This window comes from Micromonospora sp. NPDC047670 (genome assembly GCF_043204915.1).
In the GTDB taxonomy this organism is placed as follows: Bacteria; Actinomycetota; Actinomycetes; order Mycobacteriales; family Micromonosporaceae; genus Micromonospora.
Genome location: NZ_JBIDDA010000018.1, coordinates 37,080 through 55,816 on the forward strand (window position 1 = coordinate 37,080; position 18,737 = coordinate 55,816).

20 protein-coding genes are annotated in these 18,737 nt (G+C 71.7%); 10 read left to right on the forward strand and 10 right to left on the reverse strand.

The window, feature by feature from the left end:
• The first annotated feature begins 8 nt into the window (after positions 1 to 8).
• The 5 genes from ACGF7U_RS28565 to ACGF7U_RS28585 are packed head-to-tail and all read left to right on the forward strand — an operon-like array spanning position 9 to position 4,219.
• Positions 9 to 959, forward strand: a complete 951-nt coding sequence (locus ACGF7U_RS28565; RefSeq protein WP_393111865.1) for an ABC transporter permease — start codon at positions 9 to 11, stop codon at positions 957 to 959.
• Positions 956 to 1,855 (forward strand): ABC transporter permease, encoded by a 900-nt coding sequence (locus ACGF7U_RS28570; RefSeq protein WP_393111867.1) that lies wholly within the window; start codon positions 956 to 958, stop codon positions 1,853 to 1,855. Before ACGF7U_RS28565 ends, ACGF7U_RS28570 begins: the two co-directional genes overlap by 4 nt.
• Positions 1,852 to 2,658 (forward strand): ATP-binding cassette domain-containing protein, encoded by an 807-nt coding sequence (locus ACGF7U_RS28575; protein ID WP_393111869.1) that lies wholly within the window; start codon positions 1,852 to 1,854, stop codon positions 2,656 to 2,658. Before ACGF7U_RS28570 ends, ACGF7U_RS28575 begins: the two co-directional genes overlap by 4 nt.
• The gene (locus ACGF7U_RS28580; protein WP_393111871.1) at positions 2,655 to 3,434 is read left to right on the forward strand and encodes an ATP-binding cassette domain-containing protein; all 780 of its coding nucleotides are present in this window, start codon (positions 2,655 to 2,657) and stop codon (positions 3,432 to 3,434) included. The genes ACGF7U_RS28575 and ACGF7U_RS28580 overlap by 4 nt, the downstream gene beginning before the upstream one ends.
• Positions 3,431 to 4,219: a DUF1684 domain-containing protein gene (locus tag ACGF7U_RS28585; RefSeq protein ID WP_393111873.1), complete on the forward strand. Its 789-nt coding sequence runs from the start codon at positions 3,431 to 3,433 to the stop codon at positions 4,217 to 4,219. Before ACGF7U_RS28580 ends, ACGF7U_RS28585 begins: the two co-directional genes overlap by 4 nt.
• A gap of 196 nt (positions 4,220 to 4,415) precedes the next feature.
• On the opposite strand, the gene ACGF7U_RS28590 is transcribed toward ACGF7U_RS28585, so the two are convergent.
• Positions 4,416 to 5,324: a LysR family transcriptional regulator gene (locus ACGF7U_RS28590; protein ID WP_393111875.1), complete on the reverse strand. Its 909-nt coding sequence runs from the start codon at positions 5,322 to 5,324 to the stop codon at positions 4,416 to 4,418.
• A 284-nt stretch (positions 5,325 to 5,608) separates the two neighbouring features.
• Here ACGF7U_RS28590 and ACGF7U_RS28595 point away from each other — a divergent pair, with 284 nt between their 5' ends.
• The 3 genes from ACGF7U_RS28595 to ACGF7U_RS28605 all read left to right on the forward strand — a co-directional run bounded on the left by ACGF7U_RS28595 (position 5,609) and on the right by ACGF7U_RS28605 (position 7,640).
• Positions 5,609 to 6,286, forward strand: coding sequence for a DUF6152 family protein (locus ACGF7U_RS28595; protein ID WP_393111877.1), 678 nt, complete (start codon positions 5,609 to 5,611; stop codon positions 6,284 to 6,286).
• Between the two features lie 57 nt (positions 6,287 to 6,343).
• The gene (locus tag ACGF7U_RS28600) at positions 6,344 to 6,811 is read left to right on the forward strand and encodes a hypothetical protein (RefSeq protein WP_393111879.1); all 468 of its coding nucleotides are present in this window, start codon (positions 6,344 to 6,346) and stop codon (positions 6,809 to 6,811) included.
• 130 nt (positions 6,812 to 6,941) lie between these two features.
• A complete protein-coding gene (locus ACGF7U_RS28605) occupies positions 6,942 to 7,640 on the forward strand; it encodes an SDR family NAD(P)-dependent oxidoreductase (RefSeq protein ID WP_393111881.1) in 699 nt (232 codons plus the stop codon).
• 57 nt (positions 7,641 to 7,697) lie between these two features.
• On the opposite strand, the gene ACGF7U_RS28610 is transcribed toward ACGF7U_RS28605, so the two are convergent.
• The 9 genes from ACGF7U_RS28610 to ACGF7U_RS28650 form a co-directional block, all read right to left on the reverse strand.
• Entirely contained in the window at positions 7,698 to 8,636 is a 939-nt protein-coding gene (locus ACGF7U_RS28610; RefSeq protein ID WP_393111883.1) for an NADP-dependent oxidoreductase, read from the reverse strand.
• Between the two features lie 23 nt (positions 8,637 to 8,659).
• A complete protein-coding gene (locus tag ACGF7U_RS28615) occupies positions 8,660 to 9,298 on the reverse strand; it encodes a hypothetical protein (RefSeq protein WP_393111885.1) in 639 nt (212 codons plus the stop codon).
• 385 nt (positions 9,299 to 9,683) lie between these two features.
• Positions 9,684 to 10,574, reverse strand: a complete 891-nt coding sequence (locus ACGF7U_RS28620) for an alpha/beta hydrolase (protein WP_393111887.1) — start codon at positions 10,572 to 10,574, stop codon at positions 9,684 to 9,686.
• Between the two features lie 28 nt (positions 10,575 to 10,602).
• On the reverse strand, positions 10,603 to 11,034 hold the full coding sequence (locus ACGF7U_RS28625) for a nuclear transport factor 2 family protein (RefSeq protein ID WP_393111889.1): 432 nt from the start codon (positions 11,032 to 11,034) through the stop codon (positions 10,603 to 10,605).
• Positions 11,035 to 11,054: 20 nt separating this feature from the next.
• Positions 11,055 to 11,480 carry a nuclear transport factor 2 family protein gene (locus tag ACGF7U_RS28630; RefSeq protein ID WP_393111891.1) on the reverse strand — a complete coding sequence of 142 codons (426 nt, stop codon included), beginning with the start codon at positions 11,478 to 11,480 and terminating at the stop codon, positions 11,055 to 11,057.
• Between the two features lie 270 nt (positions 11,481 to 11,750).
• A complete protein-coding gene (locus tag ACGF7U_RS28635) occupies positions 11,751 to 12,671 on the reverse strand; it encodes a hypothetical protein (RefSeq protein ID WP_393111893.1) in 921 nt (306 codons plus the stop codon).
• 184 nt (positions 12,672 to 12,855) lie between these two features.
• Positions 12,856 to 14,406 carry a carotenoid oxygenase family protein gene (locus ACGF7U_RS28640; RefSeq protein WP_393111895.1) on the reverse strand — a complete coding sequence of 517 codons (1,551 nt, stop codon included), beginning with the start codon at positions 14,404 to 14,406 and terminating at the stop codon, positions 12,856 to 12,858.
• Positions 14,407 to 14,461: 55 nt separating this feature from the next.
• Positions 14,462 to 15,835 carry an FtsX-like permease family protein gene (locus tag ACGF7U_RS28645; protein WP_393111897.1) on the reverse strand — a complete coding sequence of 458 codons (1,374 nt, stop codon included), beginning with the start codon at positions 15,833 to 15,835 and terminating at the stop codon, positions 14,462 to 14,464.
• Positions 15,832 to 16,617 carry an ABC transporter ATP-binding protein gene (locus ACGF7U_RS28650; RefSeq protein WP_393111899.1) on the reverse strand — a complete coding sequence of 262 codons (786 nt, stop codon included), beginning with the start codon at positions 16,615 to 16,617 and terminating at the stop codon, positions 15,832 to 15,834. The genes ACGF7U_RS28645 and ACGF7U_RS28650 overlap by 4 nt, the downstream gene beginning before the upstream one ends.
• Before the next feature lie 157 nt (positions 16,618 to 16,774).
• Between ACGF7U_RS28650 and ACGF7U_RS28655 the strand changes: the two genes are divergently transcribed.
• Positions 16,775 to 18,010 (forward strand): sensor histidine kinase, encoded by a 1,236-nt coding sequence (locus ACGF7U_RS28655; protein WP_393111901.1) that lies wholly within the window; start codon positions 16,775 to 16,777, stop codon positions 18,008 to 18,010.
• 2 nt (positions 18,011 to 18,012) lie between these two features.
• On the forward strand, positions 18,013 to 18,711 hold the full coding sequence (locus ACGF7U_RS28660) for a response regulator (RefSeq protein WP_393111903.1): 699 nt from the start codon (positions 18,013 to 18,015) through the stop codon (positions 18,709 to 18,711).
• The last annotated feature ends 26 nt before the right edge of the window (positions 18,712 to 18,737 follow it).

The following is an 18,737-nucleotide window of genomic DNA, read 5'->3' on the forward strand; positions in this document are numbered from 1 at the left end:
GATAGGCGATGCTCAGCTACCTCATCCGTCGGGTCGCCTGGCTGATCGGTTCGCTCTTCGTCGCGGGTTCGGCGGTGTTCTTCCTGCTCCGAGTCCTACCGGGCGACCCGGCCGTCACGCTGCTGGCGGTCGGGTCCTCCCCGGACCAGATCGATGCGATCCGGCACCAGCTCGGCACCGACCGGCCAGTGCTGGCGCAGTACGGCCACTGGTTGGGCGGCCTGCTGACCGGCAACCTCGGGGACAGCCTGTTCACCCAGATGCCGGTGCTCGATCAGATCGCCGACCGGCTCCCGGTCACCGTACCGCTGGCGCTGAGCGCGTTCGTCCTGTCGATCATCGTGGCCGTACCGATCGGGGTGTTCGCGGCGGTACGGCGGCGGGGCCTGCTCGGGGTGGTGGTGTCGACGCTGGCGCAGTTGGGGATCGCGCTGCCCATCTTCTGGGTAGGGATCCTGGTGGTCTGGCTGGTGGCGGTGCAGTGGCGGGCGCTGCCACCGGGCGGGTTTCCCCGTGCCGGCTGGCAGGATCCGCAAGCCGCAGTCCAGTCACTGGTCCTGCCGGTGGCGGCGCTGACGATCGCGCAGGGGTCGGTGTTGGTGCGCTACGTACGCTCCGCGACGCTTGACGTGCTGAGCCAGGAGTACGTGCGCACCGCCCGCTCCCTCGGATACAGCCTGCCGCGGGCACTGTGGCGGCACGGACCACGCAACGGCGCCGCGACCGTGGTCCAGATCCTGGGCATCCTGCTGGCCAGCTCACTGCTGGGCACCGTGGTCATCGAGAGCGTCTTCGCCCTGCCCGGCCTGGGCTCGTTGCTGTTGACCAGCGTGAAGGCCCGCGATCTGCCGATCGTGCAGGGCACGGTCTTCCTCATGACGGCGACCGTGCTGGTGATGGGGCTCGTCGTCGACGTCGTGCAGCGGCTGGTCGATCCGAGACTGAGAGCACGGACATGAGCACACCTCTGGTCGAAGCGGTCGAAACGATCGATGCGCTCGACACCCCCGCCCGGCCACGCCGAGGCCGGCGCTCGCCGTCGTTCGTGGTCGGCGCGGCGCTGCTGCTGGCGGTTCTCGCCCTGGCGCTGGTGTCGCTGGCCTGGTCCCCGTACGGGCCGGACCACACCGACCCGGCGGCCCGGCTGGCGGACCCGTCCGCACAGCACTGGGCGGGCACCGACCGCCTGGGTCGTGACCAGTTCACCCAGCTGATGCTCGGCGCGCGTACCGCGGTGTGGATCGGGCTGGCCTCGGTCGCGGTGGCGTTCGTCATCGGCATCCCGTTGGGCCTGCTCGCGGCGTCCGCCGGCCGGTTCGTGGAGAACGCCGTCATCGGAGTGATCGACATCGTGATCGCCTTCCCGACCCTGCTGTTGGCGATGCTGCTGGTCACCGTGTACGGCGCGTCGGCGGGAGTCGCGATCAGCGCGATCGGGATCGGCGTCTCCGCCGAGGTGGCCCGGCTGACCCGGATCTCGGCGAGCCGGGTGCTCACCCAGGACTACGTCCTCGCGGCGCGTACCTGTGGCACCGGGCCACTGATGGTCCTGGTCCGGCACGTCCTGCCCAACATCTGGCACACCCTGCTGGTGCAGGCCACCCTCGCCTTCGGCGTCGCGGTCATCGCCGAGGCCTCGCTGTCGTACCTGGGGCTCGGCACCCCGCCGCCCGCGCCGTCGTGGGGCCGCATGCTCCAGGAGGCGCAGTCGACGGTGAGCGTGGCCCCGTGGAACGTCCTGCTGCCCGGCCTCGCGGTCGCCGTCACGGTCGTCGGGGTCAACCTGCTCGGTGACGGCCTGCGGGAGGTCCTCGACCCGCAGCTACGGCAGGAAAGGCAGGCAGCGGACCGATGACCGTCCTGGAGACCACCGGGCTGACCATCACGCTCGACGGGCAGCCGCTCGTTCGCGACGTCTCGTTCGGCCTCGCCGCCCGCGACCGGGTCGGCCTCATCGGCGAATCCGGCTCAGGAAAATCGCTGACCGCGCTGGCGCTGCTGGGACTGCTACCGCCGGGCATGCGCACGAGCGGGCGCATCCTCATCGACGGCGAGGACCACCTCGGCGCGCCGGACCGGCAGTGGCGCCGGGTCCGCGGCCGCACCGTCAGCATCGTGTTCCAGGAGCCCCTGACCGCCCTGGACCCGCTGATGTCGGTCGGCCGCCAGATCGCCGGTCCGCTGCGGCTGCACCAGGGCCTCAACCGCAGCGACGCCGAGCGCCGCGCGATCGAGTGGTGCGGCCGGGTGCACCTGCCTGACGCGGCCCGGCTGGTACGGGCCCTGCCGCACGAACTCTCCGGCGGCCAACGACAGCGGGTGGCCCTGGCGATGGCCCTCGCCTGCCAGCCCCGGGTGCTCATTGCCGACGAGCCGACGACCGCGCTGGACGTGACCGTACAGGCGCAGATCCTCACCCTGCTCGACGAGCTGATCGAGGAGACCGGGGTGGGGCTGCTGTTCATCAGCCACGACCTGCCGGTCGTCGCCGGACTGGCCCGCCATCTCCTGGTCATGCGCACGGGCCGCTTGGTCGAATCCGGCCCGGTCGACGACGTGCTGCGCCGGCCCCGCTCCGGCTACGCCCGGCAGCTCGTCGCGAGCGCCGCCAGGGTGACCCGGCTGGCCGGCCCAAGCGTGCGCAGGGAGGACCGATGAGCGATCCGATTCTCAGCGGGCATCAGCTCACCCGATGGTTCCCGGGCCGAACCCACCCGGCGCTCGATGGGGTGGACGTCACCGTGCGGCCGGGGACCAGCCTCGGGATCGTCGGCGAGTCGGGCGCCGGGAAGTCGACCCTGCTGCGGCAGTTGCTCGGCGTGGACCGCCCCACCTCGGGCGAGATCCGCTTCGCTGGCCAGCCCCTCGACCGGGTTCGCCACCGCGCGTTCCGTCGGCAGGTCCAGATCGTCTTCCAGGACCCCCGGTCGTCGCTGAACCCCCGCATGTCGGTCGCGTCGATCGTCGCGGAGCCGCTGCGCTCGCTGCGCATCGGTACGGACCGGGCGGCCCGCGCCGAGCGCGTCGCCGAGGTGCTCACCGCGGTGGGGCTGCGCCCGGAGGACGGACGGCGCTACCCGCACGAGTTCTCCGGCGGCCAGCGCCAGCGCATCGCCATCGCGCGGGCACTCGCACCGGCCCCGCGGATCCTGCTCGCCGACGAGCCCGTCAGCGCCCTCGACGTCTCGGTCCGGCTGCAGATCATCGACCTGCTCAAGGATCTCGTTGACCGGCTCGGGCTCACGCTCGTGCTGGTCTCGCATGACCTGGCGATCGTCAGCCAGCTGTGCCAGGAGGTGCTCGTCATGCGCCATGGCCGCGTCGTCGAGCGCGGCCTGACCGCGGACGTGCTGACCAACCCCGCCGACGAGTACACCCGTGCCCTGCTGGCGGCCATCCCGCAGCTGCCGCTCGACCTGCTGGAGGAACCGTGACCTTTGTCGATCAGTGGCGGACCTGGCACGCCGAACGTGAGGCGGCCGTGGCGGCGCCGGGCGGGGACCTCACGCTGACCGGCACTCACTGGCTGGTGGGGGACACCCAGATCGACGGGATACCCGGCACCTGGCGTGCCGAGGGAACCGACGTACGGGTGTCCGGCGCCGAAGGACTGCTCGTCGGTGGTGTGCCGACCGCTGAGGGCGTGCTGCGCCCCGACCAGCGGCTCATGGTGGGCGACGTCGAGCTGAAGATCGTTCGACGCGGCGGCGACCTGGCGGTACGGACGTACGACCCGCACGCGCCGGCGGTGCGTCGTTTCGCCGGCATCGACGCCTACGTCCCCGACCCCGCCTGGGTGGTGACCGCCGAATTCACCCCGGCCGACGCCGATCAGGCGGTGCGCACCGCGCACAGCCGCTCCGACCGGCTGGTGGACTACCCGGTCGTCGGCACGTTCACCTTCACCGTCGACGGCCAACACGCCGAGTTGCTCGCGCTGTACACCGGACATGAGGGCGAAGCGCACATCACGTTCCGGGACGCCACCAGCGGACAGGAGAGCTACGGCGCGGCCCGTTTTCTGTTTCTGCCCCTGCCGGCGACGGCGGGCCCGGTGACGCTGGACTTCAACCGCGTCACCCTGCCTCCGTGCGCGTTCTCCGAGGCCTTCATCTGCCCGCTGCCGCCCCCGGGGAACGTGCTGCCGTTCGCCGTCCGGGCCGGCGAGAAGGCAGTGCTTGATCGGCCAGCTGATCAGGCGGCGATCCCTCGCGGATAAATGAGAGGGTGGGTCGGATTGCGATCCGGCGGGACAGGCGCCGGCAGTCATCGGCGGCCCACTGCCGGTTCGGTCCGAACTGTTCGACCCAGAGCGCGAGTTTGAGATGATCTGCGCTGGTGGTGCCGCAGGTGTGCTGGCCGATGCTCGACGATGCTGATTCTGGTTGTTCGGCTCCGGCGGTGGTTGGCCGGGATCAGGCGGCGGGGAGTCGCGCGTTCGCCAGGTCGCGCGTGAGCGCCATCAGGTTGATTGTGGTGGGTCTGCCATCGCTGTGCCTGCGAGCCGCGGCGAGGTGTACGACCCGGGTGGCGGGTTGCAGCGGGCGGTAGACGACATCGGCGCGACGGAGGCGGCTCACCGAGGCGGGCACCAGGGACACGCCGAGTCCGCCGCCGACCAGCGCGACGATGCTCTGCATCTGTACCGCCTCCTGGGTCACGCGTGGGGTGAAGCCGGCCCGCCGACAGTAGTCGAGGATCTGGTCGTGCAGCCCCGGCCCCAGTTCCCTGGGTGACAGCACGAAGGGCTGGCCGGCGAGGTCGCGGACGTTCAGGGTGCGCCTGTGGGCCAGCGGGTGCCCGGCGGGCAGGGCCGCGATCAGGCGTTCCGCGCCGACTGGTTCGACACGCAGCGCCTCGGCGTCCGCGTCGGCAAGTGGCGGCCGGAGCAGCCCGACGTCCAGGTTCCCGGCCCGCAGCGCCCGCGCCTGTTCGGTGGTGGTCAGCTCCCGCAGAGCGAGGGCGACGTCGGGATACCGGTCACGAAACCGGCGCAGGATCTGCGGCAGCAGGGTCAGGGTCGCCGAGCCGACGTACCCGAGGGCGACCTCGCCCGTGTCTCCGCGCCCGACACGTCGGGCTGCCAGCCGCGCGGCCTCGGCGTGGGCGAGCGACAGCCGCGCGTCGTCCCGGAACGCCTCGCCCGCCGCGGTGAGTGCCACGTGCCGGCTGCTGCGCTCGAACAGCGGCACGCCCAACTCCTCCTCCAGGGCCCGGATCTGCTGGCTCAACGGCGGCTGCCGGATGCCCAGGGCCTCGGCCGCCCTGCCGAAGTGCAGGTGTTCCGCCACTGCGAGGAAGTAACGCAGATGCCGCAGCTCCACCCCTGTCACCACCTTCCGAACGGCCGCGACCTGATGCTGTGACGCGCCGATATCCAGAGAATATCAATGGCTCCGGTCGCCGCTATCGAACGTCTTGATCCTGCCGCCACCGGGCAGCATCGGTGCCGCAGGGCGATTCAGCCCTGGCGAGAGGAGTTCCGATGCACCGCTCAACCGCCTAGCCCTCCCGTCCACGGTCCCCTCCCCACCACGAAAGGAAAGGCATGTCGACCCGTCGACGCCCCGGACCCACCGGTCGGACACGCCCCGGGAGCCGGGCAGCGGTGCTGGTTCGGGCGATCCTCGCCGCGCTACTGGGCTGTCTGGCCCTCGCGGTCGGGCCGGTCGGCCCCGCACACGCCCATCACGGCTGGCAGGAGTTCGAGACCGGCCGGCCGTTCTATCTGAACGGAACGGTGACGGACGTCCGGTGGGGCAACCCACACCCCGAGGTCCGGCTGGACCTTCCCGCCACCATCGATCTCCCCGCCGACCTGGCAGGCCGGGCCATTCCCTCCGAGCTGGAGGAGCTCGGCGGCCGCGATGTCCTGCGCCGGACCCGTGCGCTGGAGGGCGGCCGGCGGGTCACCCTGGTGCTCGCACCGCCGTCCCGCCTCGAGGCGTGGGGCATGGCCGACCGTACCCGCGTCGGCGAGCATCTGCAGGCGGTGGGATACCTCGCCCGCGACGGTGGCGCGGAGTTCCGGCCCGAGCTGTTGATCCGGGAGGACGGACGGGCGATCCGGCAACGGTCTGTACCGCTGCCCGCCGCGGACACGGCCGGCGGTTCCGACGCCGACGGCGCGGGCGGCAGCCCGGACGGTGCCGACACCGCCGGCAACGGCGCCCCGGGCGACGTCCCCGCAGGATGGCCGTTGTTGGCGTTGATCGTCGGCATCATTCCGGCCGCCATCGGAGTGCATCTGCTGGGGCGGCGGCGCCACGCGGCGCGAAACCGGTGACGGACCGCGGGGCACGGGGCACCAGCCCCGCCCACGCTGACCAGGAGGAGATCCGCCGTGCTGGGCTGGCTGGAGCGTACCGCGCTGACCGAGGCGATCCGGAGCAGCATGTGGGCCTACCCGGCCCTGGAGATCGTCCACCTGCTGGGGTTGGCCCTGCTGGTTGGCCCAGCCGTACTGTTCGACCTGCGGCTGCTCGGCGCGGGCCGTGCGCTTCCCGTGCGGCAGGCGGCCGCGCGCCTGCTGCCGCTGGCCCGGATCGGTTTCAGCGTCGCTGCTCTGTCGGGCGCGCTGATGTTCGTCACGGGCGCGAACGAGTTCGCCGGCAACCCGGCCTTCCAGCTGAAGATCGTCCTGCTGGCGGTGGCCGGTGTGAACGTCCTCGTGTTCAACCTGGGGATCTACCGGAGCGTGCGGCGCTGGGAGACCGGCGGCAGCCCGACAGCGGCCCGCGCCGCCGCCGGGATCTCCCTCGCGGCCTGGACCGCCGTCGTGGCCTGTGGACGGCTCATCGCGTACGTGTAGGCGAGCGAGCCGGTGCGCCCAGTGTCTCGTCAGGCAGCCCTGAGCGGGTGATCCGGGTGGCGGATCTTGAGTGGATCGCGAATCCGGACGATCATGGCCGGAGGGGAACCGGAGGATGAGGAGGAACGCCGTGTCCGAGCGGGTTGCCGTGGTCACCGGCGCCAACCGGGGCATCGGCAAGGAGGTGGCCCGCCAGCTCGCCGCCCGGGGCGACACCGTCCTGCTCACCGCCCGGGACGCGAACAAGGCCGCTGCGGCCGCCGACGAACTGGCCGCCACGGGCGGCACAGTCGTCCCGTACCGGCTGGACGTGACCGATCCCGCCGCCGCGACCGCCCTCGCCGCCGTCATCGGGGACCGGTACGGACGGCTCGACGTGCTGGTCAACAACGCTGCCATCTCGTACGACACCTGGGCCGACGCGAGTAGTGCCGATCTCGACGCGGTCCGCGTCGCCCTGGAGACCAACCTGTTCGGCGCCTGGTCGCTCACCCAGGCGCTGCTTCCGATGCTGCGCGCCAGCGGTCACGGCCGTGTCGTCAACGTTTCGAGCGAGGCCGGCTCCCTGGCGAGCATGGGGGGTGGCACCCCCGCGTACAAGCTGTCCAAGGCGGGGCTGAACGCGCTCACCCGGATGCTCGCCGCCGAACTGCGCGGCGACGGCATCCTGGTGAACGCTGTCTGTCCCGGCTGGGTCGCCACCGACATGGGTGGCCCGGGCGGCCGCCCGGTGACCGACGGGGCGGCCGGCATCGTGTGGGCCGCCACCCTGCCCGACAGCGGACCGACCGGCGGCTTCTACCGGGATCAGCGACCCGTGCCCTGGTAGACCGACGCACCGGCACTGGACCACCAGGCGCGGGCCGTCGCCGAGATCGGTGCGTCGTCAGGCGTCCAGGGTGTCCAGGACGAGCCGGCCGCGGACATGGCCGCGCTCGCCGACGGCGTGTGCGGTGGCCGCCTGCTCGAGGGGGAACACCTGCTGCACCTCGATCCGCAATCGTCCGTCGCCCAGCAGTTGCGCCACCTGGGCCATCGCGGCGCCGTCGGGGGTCACGTAGGTGTGGGCCAGCCGGACGCCACGCTGGGCGGCCGCGGATTCCAGCCGAGGACTTCGGCCCTTGAGGGTGACCAGGAGACCGCCGGGACGCAGCGTGGCCAGCAGCCCGACCGCGACGTCGCCGCCGATCGGGTCGACCACCACATCGGCGTCCCGAACGACCGTCTCCACCGGTTGACGGGTGTAGTCGACGACCTCGCTGGCGCCCAGTGCGCTGACCAGGTCATGGTTGCGGGCGGAGGCGGTGCCGATGACGTGGGCGCCTGCTGCCGCGGCGAGTTGCACGGCCAGGTGGCCGACCCCGCCGGCGGCGCCGTGGACCAGCACGCGCTGGCCGGCGGTGACCCGGGCGTGGGTGACGATGCTCTGCCAGGCGGTCAGCGCCGGCATCGGGGTGGCAGCCGCGGTGGCGTGGTCGGTGCCTTCCGGCTTGCGGGCCAGTGCGTCCGCGGCCACGACGGCGTACTGCGCGTACCCGCCGATCAGGCGGGGAAAGCCGCCCATACCGAAGACCTCGCTGCCCACCGGCAGTCCGGTGACCCCCGCTCCGGCGGCGGTGACCACGCCGGAGACGTCCCAGCCCAGTACGGCCGGGAACCGCGACACGGCGACGCCCTGGCCGGCGCGAGTGAGCCAGTCGATGGCGTTGATGCCGGCAGCGTGCACCCGGACCAGGACCTCACCTTCGCCAGGTGTGGGAGTCGGCAGGTCACGTACCTGTAGCAACTCGGGCGGACCCAACCGCTGGATCACGACGGCGCGCATGGTTCCTCTCTCGGTCCGATGGCTCATGACAGCCCGGCTTCCAACGCCTTGTAGCGGCGGTCCTGATACAGCAGGAACCCGCTCATGCCTGCGATCGCCGCCAGCAGCCCCAGCGGAAGCGCAACCAACGTCTGTGCCCTATCGGTGATCCACACCCAGGCCAGGGCCACGCCGACGCCGGCAACGAAGCTGTTGACAGCGGCAACCATGCTGGCCATGGTGAACAAGCCCGTCCGCCAGCTTCGTCGTACCCCGAGCGTGGCGAGGGCCTCGGTGGCGCCGTCCGCGCCGGTGGCGCCCCACGGCGCGAAGAACGCCGGGGCCTGGGGGCTGAGTGTCCGGTAGTACGCCCGGATGTTCGCGATCTTCGCCAGCAGTTGCACGTTCTGCACGCCGGTGTCCACCAACCGTACGACGGTGAAGACGCCGAGCATGACGATGACGGGAATGGTCGTGGCCACGAACGGCACCAGCAGCGTCCCGGACTGGGCGACGAAACCCAGCGCGACCAGGGAGCTGGAAAGGGTGACGGTGAACAGCGAGGCGCGGCCGGCGGCTTCGCTGACCGTGGTGCTGGCCGCGGACTGCAACACGAAGTGCTCGGTGACCAGCGCGGACATGAACGCCGCCTCGTTGGCCGCGCCATTGGCCTCGTCGGTCATTCTTCCCCCCAGCTGTGCCCGGCGCCGTGTCGACAGCCAGCTCGTCGGAACATCGCGGTCTTGTCGGTCGGTGGAACTCGTGGACGTGCGCGCCGACCCGCTGCCCGCGGATGCGCGGCCCACGCTGTCCCGGGCGGTCGGACAGCCGCGTTGACGTGGCAGCTGAGGGGGATGGGCGGCTCGTCGGCGCGCGTCGCAGGCGCACCCTGTGCGCCGCGGGACGCTCCACGACGGCCCCGACTGACGGACCGCACGTCCAGGCGGCCGCGTTCGGCGTGCGGTGCGGATGTCGGGGGCCCGATGGACAGTGCTCGTCTGGTGGTCAGCGGTTGCTCCTGGACGGTAGGGGGCCCCGGGTGTGGTTCCCGGGGCCGCACGTGAGGGTCTAGTGGTGCAGGTGCCGGCGCAGGTGAGCGGCGACGGTGTCGGTGGCGGTGGTCACCTGTGGCTCCTGGTCGTAGAAGTCGAACTGGGTGCCCTGGCTCCAGAGGATGTCCTTGGGGCCGGCGAGGCTGGCGTGGAACCGGCTGGCGCCCTCCGGGATGGCGGCATCCGTGCTGTGGACGATAACGGTCGGTTGGGTGATCTGCGGCGCGAGGCTGATGGCGTCGTAGGTGAGCCAGTCCGGCCAGGCCATGACGGCGAATCGGTTGGGCCAGGCCGGGACGCCACCGCGGGCCGGATTGAGGTAGAAGTCGATGTCGTAGGGCATCGCCGCCCGCGGGTCGGTGGTGCTGACGACCGGGACGTAGTCGACCTCGCCGGTTTCGTCGTATCGGGCGCGGGCCTCACGGCCCGTCGTGATCCTGGCGGCGACGGCGTCAGCTCCGCCGTAGGTGGCTTCGCAGATCGTCGCGTCATGGAGCCATGGGGCGACCAGGGCGAGGGCCTTGACCCGCGGGTCGTGGGCGGCGTTGTCGGCCATGTACATGGCCGCGGCGCAGATGCCGAGTTCGGCGAGCCGGTCGCGGTCGACGGCCGGATGTGCGGCCAGGAAGGTGAGCGCGTGGTGGATGTCGGCGACCTTCCGCGCGGGGTTCTCCACATCGCGGGGCTCGCCTTCGGACTCGCCGAAGCCGGTGAAGTCGAACGACAGCGCCGCGTAGCCGTAGCCGGCCAGGCGTTGGGCGTACCGGTCGGCCATCAGCTCCTTGACGCTGGTCCAGGTGCCGGCCACCACCACGCCGGGCACCGGCCCGGCGGTCGTGTCGGGCAGGTAGAGATTGCCGACGAGAGTGGCTCCGTCGCTGTCGAAGGTTACGCGTTCGTGCTTCATGGTGTTGCTCCTGGATCTCGTGGGGTCGTCAGGCGTACTCAAGGTCGGCCCGGCTGATCAGGCCGTCGGTCACGGTGAGGCGGTAGTTGGCGCGGAAGCCGCCGACGCCGCCGGGCTGGAAGCGGACCAGCACGGTGACGCCGTCCGGGTGCGGGGTGTGGCCGAGCAGCGTGTAGACGCCGCCGACGACCTCGCGCTCGGCCCAGCGGCGGATGGCGTCGCGACCACGGATCTCGCGACCGACGTCGACGACGACCGCGTCGGCCGCGAACGCGGCCGCGACGGCGTCCGGGTCCTTGGCGGAGACCGCGTCGAAGTAGCGTTGCGCGGCCGGCTCGAGAGGTCCCTGCGATCCGGTCGGGACCGGCAGCGGCGTGACAGCGTCTTCGGCGACCGCCCGCATGTGGTCGCTGCTCATCACTGCGATCGCGGCTCCCGCGAGGACGACGGCCGCTGTCACCGCGATAATCGTGCGCGCTCTCATGGCAGCAACCCCCGGTTGCCGTCGCCCCACAGCGCCGTCATGACCACCCCGGTGATCCGCCAGCCGTCCGTGTCGCGGGTCAGGTTGAACGAGTAGGTGCCGCCCAGCGTCCACAGTGCTGCCCCGTGAGGGCTGGCCTTCCGGTGGGTGGCCTGAAATGCCGCCGTGCAGACGGCGTCGTCGCCCTCGACCGTGACCAGATGGTTGGCCAGCAGGTGCTGGGTGGCATCGAGACCGCCGAGCGTGTTCCGCCAGGCGTTCACGATGTCGGCCGGGGTCAGCGTGACCGGTTCCCCGCCGTTCAGGCTGGTGTAGTCCAGCGTCACCTGATCGGCGAGGACTTCGGTGAGGCGGTCCCATTCTCGCCGGTCGGTGTGCCAGACCAGCCGGGTGCAGGTGTCAATGACATCTAGACGATCCATGCGTCGAGCGTCGCAGCTCGACAGGCGATCATGGCAGGTGAAGTGGCTGCAGATCATTTGCAGGATCCTGCATCTCCTCGTCGGGCCGGGCCGCGGTCTCGCCTCCGGGCGCCGGACGGGTGTCGGGCCGGGACCGGAACCGGTCCCACCTCGCTACCGTTCCCCGTGTCACCCGCCCTCGATCGAGCTGGGGCACGACAGCGCCGGCGCCGACCGGCACGAGGACCCGGCGCAGGGCGCGGTCGCCGCGGTGGCCCACCCGGCTCGCCGCTACAGCCAGCCTCGGTCTCTGGCGTACAGAGCGGCTTGGAACCGGGTCCTGGCGCCCAGGCGGGCCATCAGGTCGGCGACGTGGGCCCGGAACTTGCGAACCGAGATGTTCAGGGCCCGTGCGGCGGCGTCGTCGGTGTCGTACCGGGTCAGCGCATCCAGGACCTGGTGCTCGACGGGGGACAGGGGCCGGTCGTCGACGTCCCGGGCGCGGCTCCACATGCCCTCGTACACGTCGACGAGCACGGCTACGAGCCCGGGTTGGCGAATCTGCAGCGCGCCGGCCTCCGGCCCGGCCGGATCGGCCTGGACGAACGCCACGCTGCGGTTGACGATGGCCAGGTGCCGCACCGGCTCGGAGGTGACCCGGTGGAGGTCTCCGCGAGCATGCCAGAGCCTCGCGTGACGGGCCTGCCGTGGATCGCGCAGGGCCTGCGCCGAAAACAACGTGCGGCAGCGTAACCCGGCGGCGAGCAAGGTGTGCAGCGGTCCGGGGGAGCTGCTGTACGTCGCGAGCGGCTTCATGTACATGAAGTCCTCCGGGGCGCCGGCCATCACCGCGTTCATGCGCTGGGTGACGCCGGGGCCGTCGGGGATGTGCTCAACCAGGTGGACCGCCTTGCCGCTGCGGTGCTCCTCAGCGAGTTCGGTGAGCACGTCCCACGCGGTGGTCAGCTCGGTCAGTTGCCGTTGCGTCTGTTCCACGCGGCGGCGTACCAGCAGATCGACCGCGACCGCGGGTTTGGTCGCGACCAGGCTGCCGGATATCAGTCCGAGCGTGCGCAGCTCGGCGACTGTCGCACTCAGGCCAGGAATGTCGAGCTCTGCGGCCGCCGTCGCGAGGTCCGCGTGTGGGCGGCGCAGGAAGTATCGGTAGACACGTTCCTGCTCGGCGGTGACACCGAGACCGGCAAGACTCACCGGGTACCTCCGGATTGTGACGAAGGAAGAGACATCTGCACCGCCCGCCCGACCCGACCGGGCATCGACCGGGCGCCGGTGTTCGCGGAGGCTGATCCGCGGTGGCCGCGCCGGCTCCGCACCATCGTCCGCGGGCGGGGGCCGATGGTGTGGAGCCGGAGGCGGTCGGGAAGGGGTGGTTCCGTTACGCGTCGGGGACCCAGTTGCCGTGGAAGCCGAGGGGCACCCGGGCCGGAAGCTGGACCCGGGCGACCGGCTTGCCGGTGAAGTCCTGGGCCGCCAGGATCACCAGGTCCGACGCGTTGCGGTCCGGGTTGTGCACGTAGGCCAGGGCGTACCCGTCGTCCTCGGCCGCCCGGTGCTCCCCGGCTGCGGGGCCGGGGTGGCGGGCCGGGACGAAGACCGGCTCGCTGGCTGCCGCCCCCTTGGGGAAGCGGTGCACCTCGGAGGTGCCGCGCAGCAGGTCGTGCTTGATCAGCGCGTTGTGGAACGCGCGGTCCGGCGGCGTGCCGTCGACGGCCAGGTACGCCTGGAACATCTCGGCCGCCGCGGCCGAGTAGCCGAAGCGGTGGCGGCGGGAGACCAGGGCATCGTTGATCCGTGGGTACTCCTGCGGCCGGTCGTCGATCCTGCTCATCCGGACCCGGCCACGGGCGAGGTCGATCGTCCATCGGTCCAGCGACGGCGTGCCGGTGGCCCCCGGGCCGCCGGAGCCCCGGCCGGCAGCGTAGAAGGGCGCCGGGAACGTGGTCAGGTCCACCACGATCGACGTCCCCTGGTCGTAGGCGTTGAGGGTGTGCGAGTACACGACCACCGCCGGCGCGTCGAACCAGCGAACGTCGCCGCCGCCCCGAGGCAGCACGCCGACCCGGGCGGGATGCCGGTCGTTCCAGATGTAGGGCACGGGGTGGCCCGCCGCGGCCGCCTCCGGATCGAACGTGACGGGCACGTCGAACAGGACCACGTGCCGTTGGGTGAGCGCGAAGTCGTGCATCATGGGGCTGCCGGCCACCGGGATCGTGGTGCTGCGGGCGACGCGACCGGCCGGGTCCACGACGAGGTGACGTACGTGGTCCCACATCGGGCTGTAGGTGATCGCGTGCAGTTCGCCCGCGTGTGCGTCGAGTTTGGTGTGCGCGGTGAACGCGCCGCTCAGGGTCCCGCCGAAGTCGTAGGGGCCGAGGGTGTTCAGCTCCCCGTCGAGCTCGTACGGCAGGGGACCGCTCTCCAACAGGGTTAGGATCCGGCCGTTGTGCGCAATGACGTGCGTGTTGCAGGCGTAGTCCTGTTCCGGCACCGGCCACGGGTACGGCTCGCCGAGCTTCGCGGCGACGGCGGCGGAGCGGACCCACCGGTTCCGGTACCACTCGGCGCGGCCGTCGCGCAGCCGCACGCCGTGGACCATGCCCTCGCCGAGCATCCAGTGGTGCGCCCTGGGGTCCTCCAGCCCGAGGACGTTGGGGCCGATGCGCAGGTAGCGCCCGTTCAGCTCACGGGGAATCCGGCCAGTGACGGGCAGGTCGAAGGCCGTGACCTCCTCCTGGACCGGTGCGAACGCGCCCTCGAGGAACGGGTACCGACCCGAGCGGCGGACGGGTGGGGTGGCGTGCGGCGAGGCGGTCTGCGCCGCGGCGGTGCTGCCGATCAGCGGCAGGGCGCCGGCCCCGGCGGCGATGGCGCCGCCCGTCATGGCCGCCGCCGAACGCAGAATGTCCCGCCGAGAGTGCCTGGTCATTCCTTGACTCCTAAACAGCAGGTGTGGATGTCGGAGGGTGCCGTGCTGGTCGCCGTCAGCGGCGGGCCGGCCCGGCGGCGTCGATCATGGGTACGGCCAGCGACCGACGGGCGGCCGGGAGGCTGGCGATGCAGGTAAGCCCGATGACGAGGGCGACGACGGCCAGGTACGGGGTGCTGTCGAGGTCGGGACTCACCGCGCCGGTACGCCCGTACGCGAACCCGGCGATGCCGATCGCGGCCGAGAGGGTGCCGAGGACCAGCCCGCACGTAGCGGCGATGGTCGTTTCCCAGGCGACCGCCCGCAGGAGTTGTCCAGGCGTGGCCCCGATCCTGCGGGCCAGGCCGAACTCCTGCCGTCGCGCCAGCAGGCTCGCGACGCAGTTGTTGATGAGCACGACCGCCGCGAACAGGCTGATCATGCCGATGATGATCAGGTTCAGTGTCCGGACTCCCCTGTCCTCGACGGTGACCGCGATGCCCTCGGCAGCGTTCGCGTCGTTCTGGATCATCTGGATGTAGAGGGTTCCCACGGCCAAGCCGGTCAGGACGATCACCGGCATGGTGACGGCTGCGATCTGTCTCGTGCGCTCGCGCACGGCCGCAACCGCCAGGTACGCCGACGCCGCGGCCGACCGCCGCGTCGCCAGTTCGATCGGCAGGGCCACCGCCCGCAGCACGATCGGCGAGAGCAGCGCGAGCCCGATCGCCGAGGCGATACAGGCCTGGCCGGCGACGCTCAGCGTCGTGAAGCCTTCGTCCTCGAGCGCGGTCGCGATCGCCAGGGCGCAGCCCACCCCTGCGGCGAGCAGGACACCACCTGCGATCACCCGACCCCTACCGACCGCTCGGCTCTCGACGGCGGCGTGGCTCAACGCCTCCCGGGCACTGACCCGCCCGGCCGAGCGGGCGATGACCGCGGTGGCGCCCACCGAGGCGAGCAGCGTCGTCGACAGCCCCGCCACGAGGGCGAGGGGTCCGATCTGATGGGCGACGCCGTGGGCGATCTGGTCAGTGCGGCTGAGCGCCACCAGCACCGCGCGGCCGATCAGAAAGGCGGGGACGACGCCGAGCGCGGCGGCCACGACCGCGACGACCACCCCTTCGCCGATGATCAGGCGGCCGATCTGGCCCGGTGTGGCACCGACGGCTTTGAGCAGTGCGAGTTCGGCCTGCCGTTGCCGAACCGCCAGGTTGGTCGTCGAGGCGACGCCGAACCCCACGATGACCAGGCCCCATCCACCGACCGCACCGGCGATCGTCCGTAGCGATGACGCGTCGGCCGCGGAGACACCGTCCCCCCGGGCGGTGTCGAGCAGCGAGGCGAACGCCATGAGTACGGTCGCGCCGGCGAACACGTTGATGAATGTCGCGATGAAGGCGCCTCGGCGGAAGCGTAGCGAGCCGAACGCGAGCCTGAGCAACGTCATCGCGGACCGCCGCTGCGCCGGCCGGCGTCGAGCCGGACCATCTGCGCCGATACCGCGGCCGCCGTGGGCGCCTGCAGCGTGCCGACGATCCGTCCGTCGGCGAGGAAGACCACCGAGTCGGCGAACCCGGCCGCGATGGGATCGTGCGTCACCATGACGACCGTCTGGCCGTAGTCGTCCACCGCCCGGCGCAGCAGCGCGAGCACCGCCGACGCGCTGGCGCTGTCGAGCGCGCCGGTCGGCTCGTCGGCGAACACGATCGACGGCCTGGACGCCAGCGCGCGGGCGATCGCCACCCGTTGCTGTTGGCCGCCGGACAGCTCGGTCGGCCTGCGGTCGGCGTGGCCGCCCAGACCGACCTGGTCGAGCAGGGCCAGGCACTGCCTGCGCTGGACCGGTCTTCCGGCCAGTCGCATCGGCAGCACCACGTTCTGCAGGGCGGTGAGCGTCGGCAGCAGGTTGTACTGCTGGAAGACGAACCCGATGCGGGTGCGCCGGAAGCGGGTGGCGGCCGCCTCGCTGCCGTACGGGAACTCGCGGCCGTCGACGAAGACGGTCCCCGCCGTGGGCCGGTCGAGCCCGGAGGCGCACTGCAGGAACGTGGTCTTGCCGGAGCCGGACGGCCCCATCACCGCGGTGAACGTCGCGGCCGCGAAGGACGCCGTGACGCCGGCCAGGGCAACCACCTGGCCGGCGGGCCCGTAGGACTTCGTGAGCCCGACGACCCGCAACGGGTCCTGTGCGGCGTCACGTGGGAGATTCGAGCTGATCAAGCTTGCCATCCGATCGGTCCGTGGTCGAAGATCAGCTCGAGTCTGGAAGCCCCGGCCCGGTTCCCACACCGCCTCGAGCAGGGCGAATCGGTACGACCAGCGAAGGGTCCAGCACCCTACCGAAGTAGGTTGGTGCGCCGCGGCAGGCTGGCTAACCTCGGACAACGTGACAAGTCCGCCGGCTGCGCCGCCGACCCCGCCCCGCGGCCGGTGGCACATGCTCGTCTACTCCACCGTCGCCGGCTCAGGCGATCGTCTCGGTCTGATCCGCCGCCAGCTTCTGGTCGACGCCGTCCTTCTCCTCGCCGCGATCGGGTTCGGTGGCTTCATCCTGATCCCGACCATCGGCGCCCACACCCGTGCCGGCCTGGTCACCGACCTGGTACTCGGCGCCGTCGCCTGCGGTTCGCTGGCGTGGCGGCGACGGTGCCCGGCGGCGGTCGGGGGGTTGACCATCGCCGCGTCGGCCGTGTCCGCATCCGCCGCCGGCGCCGCCATGGTCGCGCTGCTCACCGCAGCCATTCGCGTACGCCCGAAGGTCGTCGCGGCGCTGACCGCGGCGCAACTGGCCGCCACGTTCTGCTTTCCGCTGCTGTATCCCCAAGCCGCCGGCTACAGCTACCAGACCCAGATCATCATGGGCGGGCTGATGAACCTGGCCGTCGTGGGCTGGGGCCTGATGATCCGCGCCCAACGCGGCTATCTGCGCGCCGTCCTGGAGCGCGCCCACGATCTGGAGGTCGGGCAGGCACTGCTCGCGGCGACCATCCGCGACCAGGAGCGGCGCCGGATCGCGCGGGAGATGCACGACACTCTCGCCCACCGTCTGTCGCTGCTCAGCGTTCACGCCGGGGCGCTCGCCTTCCGGTGCGACCTGTCACCGGAGCAGACGCGCTCCATGGCCACCATCGTCCGGCAGGCCAGCCACGACGCGCTCGGCGACCTCCACAAGGTGATCGGGATCCTCCGCGACGGGCAGGCCGGCGAGGCGAACGCGCTGCAGCCCCAGGTCACGCTGGACGACCTGGCCACGCTCGTGCAGGAGTCCCGGCTCAGCGGTACGGAGATCCACCTCGACCAGCGTATCGACCAGGCGGACCTCGCAACCTCCCCGAACGCCGCCGCGACCGCGTACCGGATCGTCCAGGAGGGCCTGACGAACGCCCGCAAGCACGCGCCCGCGTCGCCGGTCCACATCACGGTCGAAGCGGGCGCGCCGGGGGAAATCGTCGTTACCGTCAGCACTCCGCTCGGCGGCAGGCCAACGGCGGCGAGCATCCCCGGCACGGGGACCGGGCTGATCGGGCTCCGCGAACGGGTCTCGCTCCTGGGCGGGAGCTTCAGGTCAGGACGAGCCGGCAACCGGTTCGTCGTCAACGCGCGACTCCCGTGGGAGATCTAGGCATGGAAGAGCTGCCGGAGACGACCCGCGTCGCGCTGGTGGACGACGACCCGTTGGTGCGGATGGGGCTGCGGGCCATGCTGGATGGCGTCCACGGCATCCGCGTGGTGGCCGAGGCGGCCGACGGCTCCGATGTGCCCGGCATGGTCGACCTGCATCGTCCCCATGTCGTGCTGATGGACCTGCGGATGAAGACGATCGACGGCATCACCGCCACACAGCGCCTGCGGGAACGCGGCAGCAGCCCCGCGGTGGTCGTCCTCACCACGTTCGACGACCACGATCTGGTCGCCAGGGCCGTCCGGGCCGGCGCGGTCGGCTATCTGCTCAAGCACGCCCCACCGGAAGACATCGTCCGGGCCGTCCGGTCGGTCCGTGACGGAGGCAGCATGCTGTCGCCCGAGGTCGCTCGCAGTGTCATCACCATGCTTGCGGCCGACGCCGGTCACGGCACCGACCGACAGGCGGCACAGAAACGTCTGCAGCAGCTGAGCGCCCGCGAGATGCAGGTCGCCTCCGCGGTCGCCGATGGCAAGTCGAACGCCCAGATCGCCGCCGACCTCCACCTCACCGTCCCGACCGTCAAGGGCTACATCAGCGCCATCCTCAGCAAGACGGCGACCCAGAACCGCGTCCAGCTGGCCCTCACGGTCCAGGCAGCCAAGCTTTCACTCTCACCCCCGGGCCGTACCGGCGCCTGACGGTCCACCCGCCGGTGCGCGTTCTC

Bases quoted from the DNA above. Each gene is read 5' to 3' on its own strand.
- ACGF7U_RS28615 (WP_393111885.1), bottom strand. From the start codon at position 9,298: ATGACCGACGAGGCCAATGGCGCGGCCAACGAGGCGGCGTTCATGTCC.
- ACGF7U_RS28620 (WP_393111887.1), bottom strand. From the start codon at position 10,574: ATGAAGCACGAACGCGTAACCTTCGACAGCGACGGAGCCACTCTCGTC.
- ACGF7U_RS28580 (WP_393111871.1), top strand. From the start codon at position 2,655: ATGAGCGATCCGATTCTCAGCGGGCATCAGCTCACCCGATGGTTCCCG.
- ACGF7U_RS28660 (WP_393111903.1), top strand. From the start codon at position 18,013: ATGGAAGAGCTGCCGGAGACGACCCGCGTCGCGCTGGTGGACGACGAC.
- ACGF7U_RS28650 (WP_393111899.1), bottom strand. From the start codon at position 16,617: ATGGCAAGCTTGATCAGCTCGAATCTCCCACGTGACGCCGCACAGGAC.
- ACGF7U_RS28630 (WP_393111891.1), bottom strand. From the start codon at position 11,480: ATGGATCGTCTAGATGTCATTGACACCTGCACCCGGCTGGTCTGGCAC.
- ACGF7U_RS28575 (WP_393111869.1), top strand. From the start codon at position 1,852: ATGACCGTCCTGGAGACCACCGGGCTGACCATCACGCTCGACGGGCAG.
- ACGF7U_RS28565 (WP_393111865.1), top strand. From the start codon at position 9: ATGCTCAGCTACCTCATCCGTCGGGTCGCCTGGCTGATCGGTTCGCTC.
- ACGF7U_RS28645 (WP_393111897.1), bottom strand. From the start codon at position 15,835: ATGACGTTGCTCAGGCTCGCGTTCGGCTCGCTACGCTTCCGCCGAGGC.
- ACGF7U_RS28610 (WP_393111883.1), bottom strand. From the start codon at position 8,636: ATGCGCGCCGTCGTGATCCAGCGGTTGGGTCCGCCCGAGTTGCTACAG.
- ACGF7U_RS28570 (WP_393111867.1), top strand. From the start codon at position 956: ATGAGCACACCTCTGGTCGAAGCGGTCGAAACGATCGATGCGCTCGAC.
- ACGF7U_RS28640 (WP_393111895.1), bottom strand. From the start codon at position 14,406: ATGACCAGGCACTCTCGGCGGGACATTCTGCGTTCGGCGGCGGCCATG.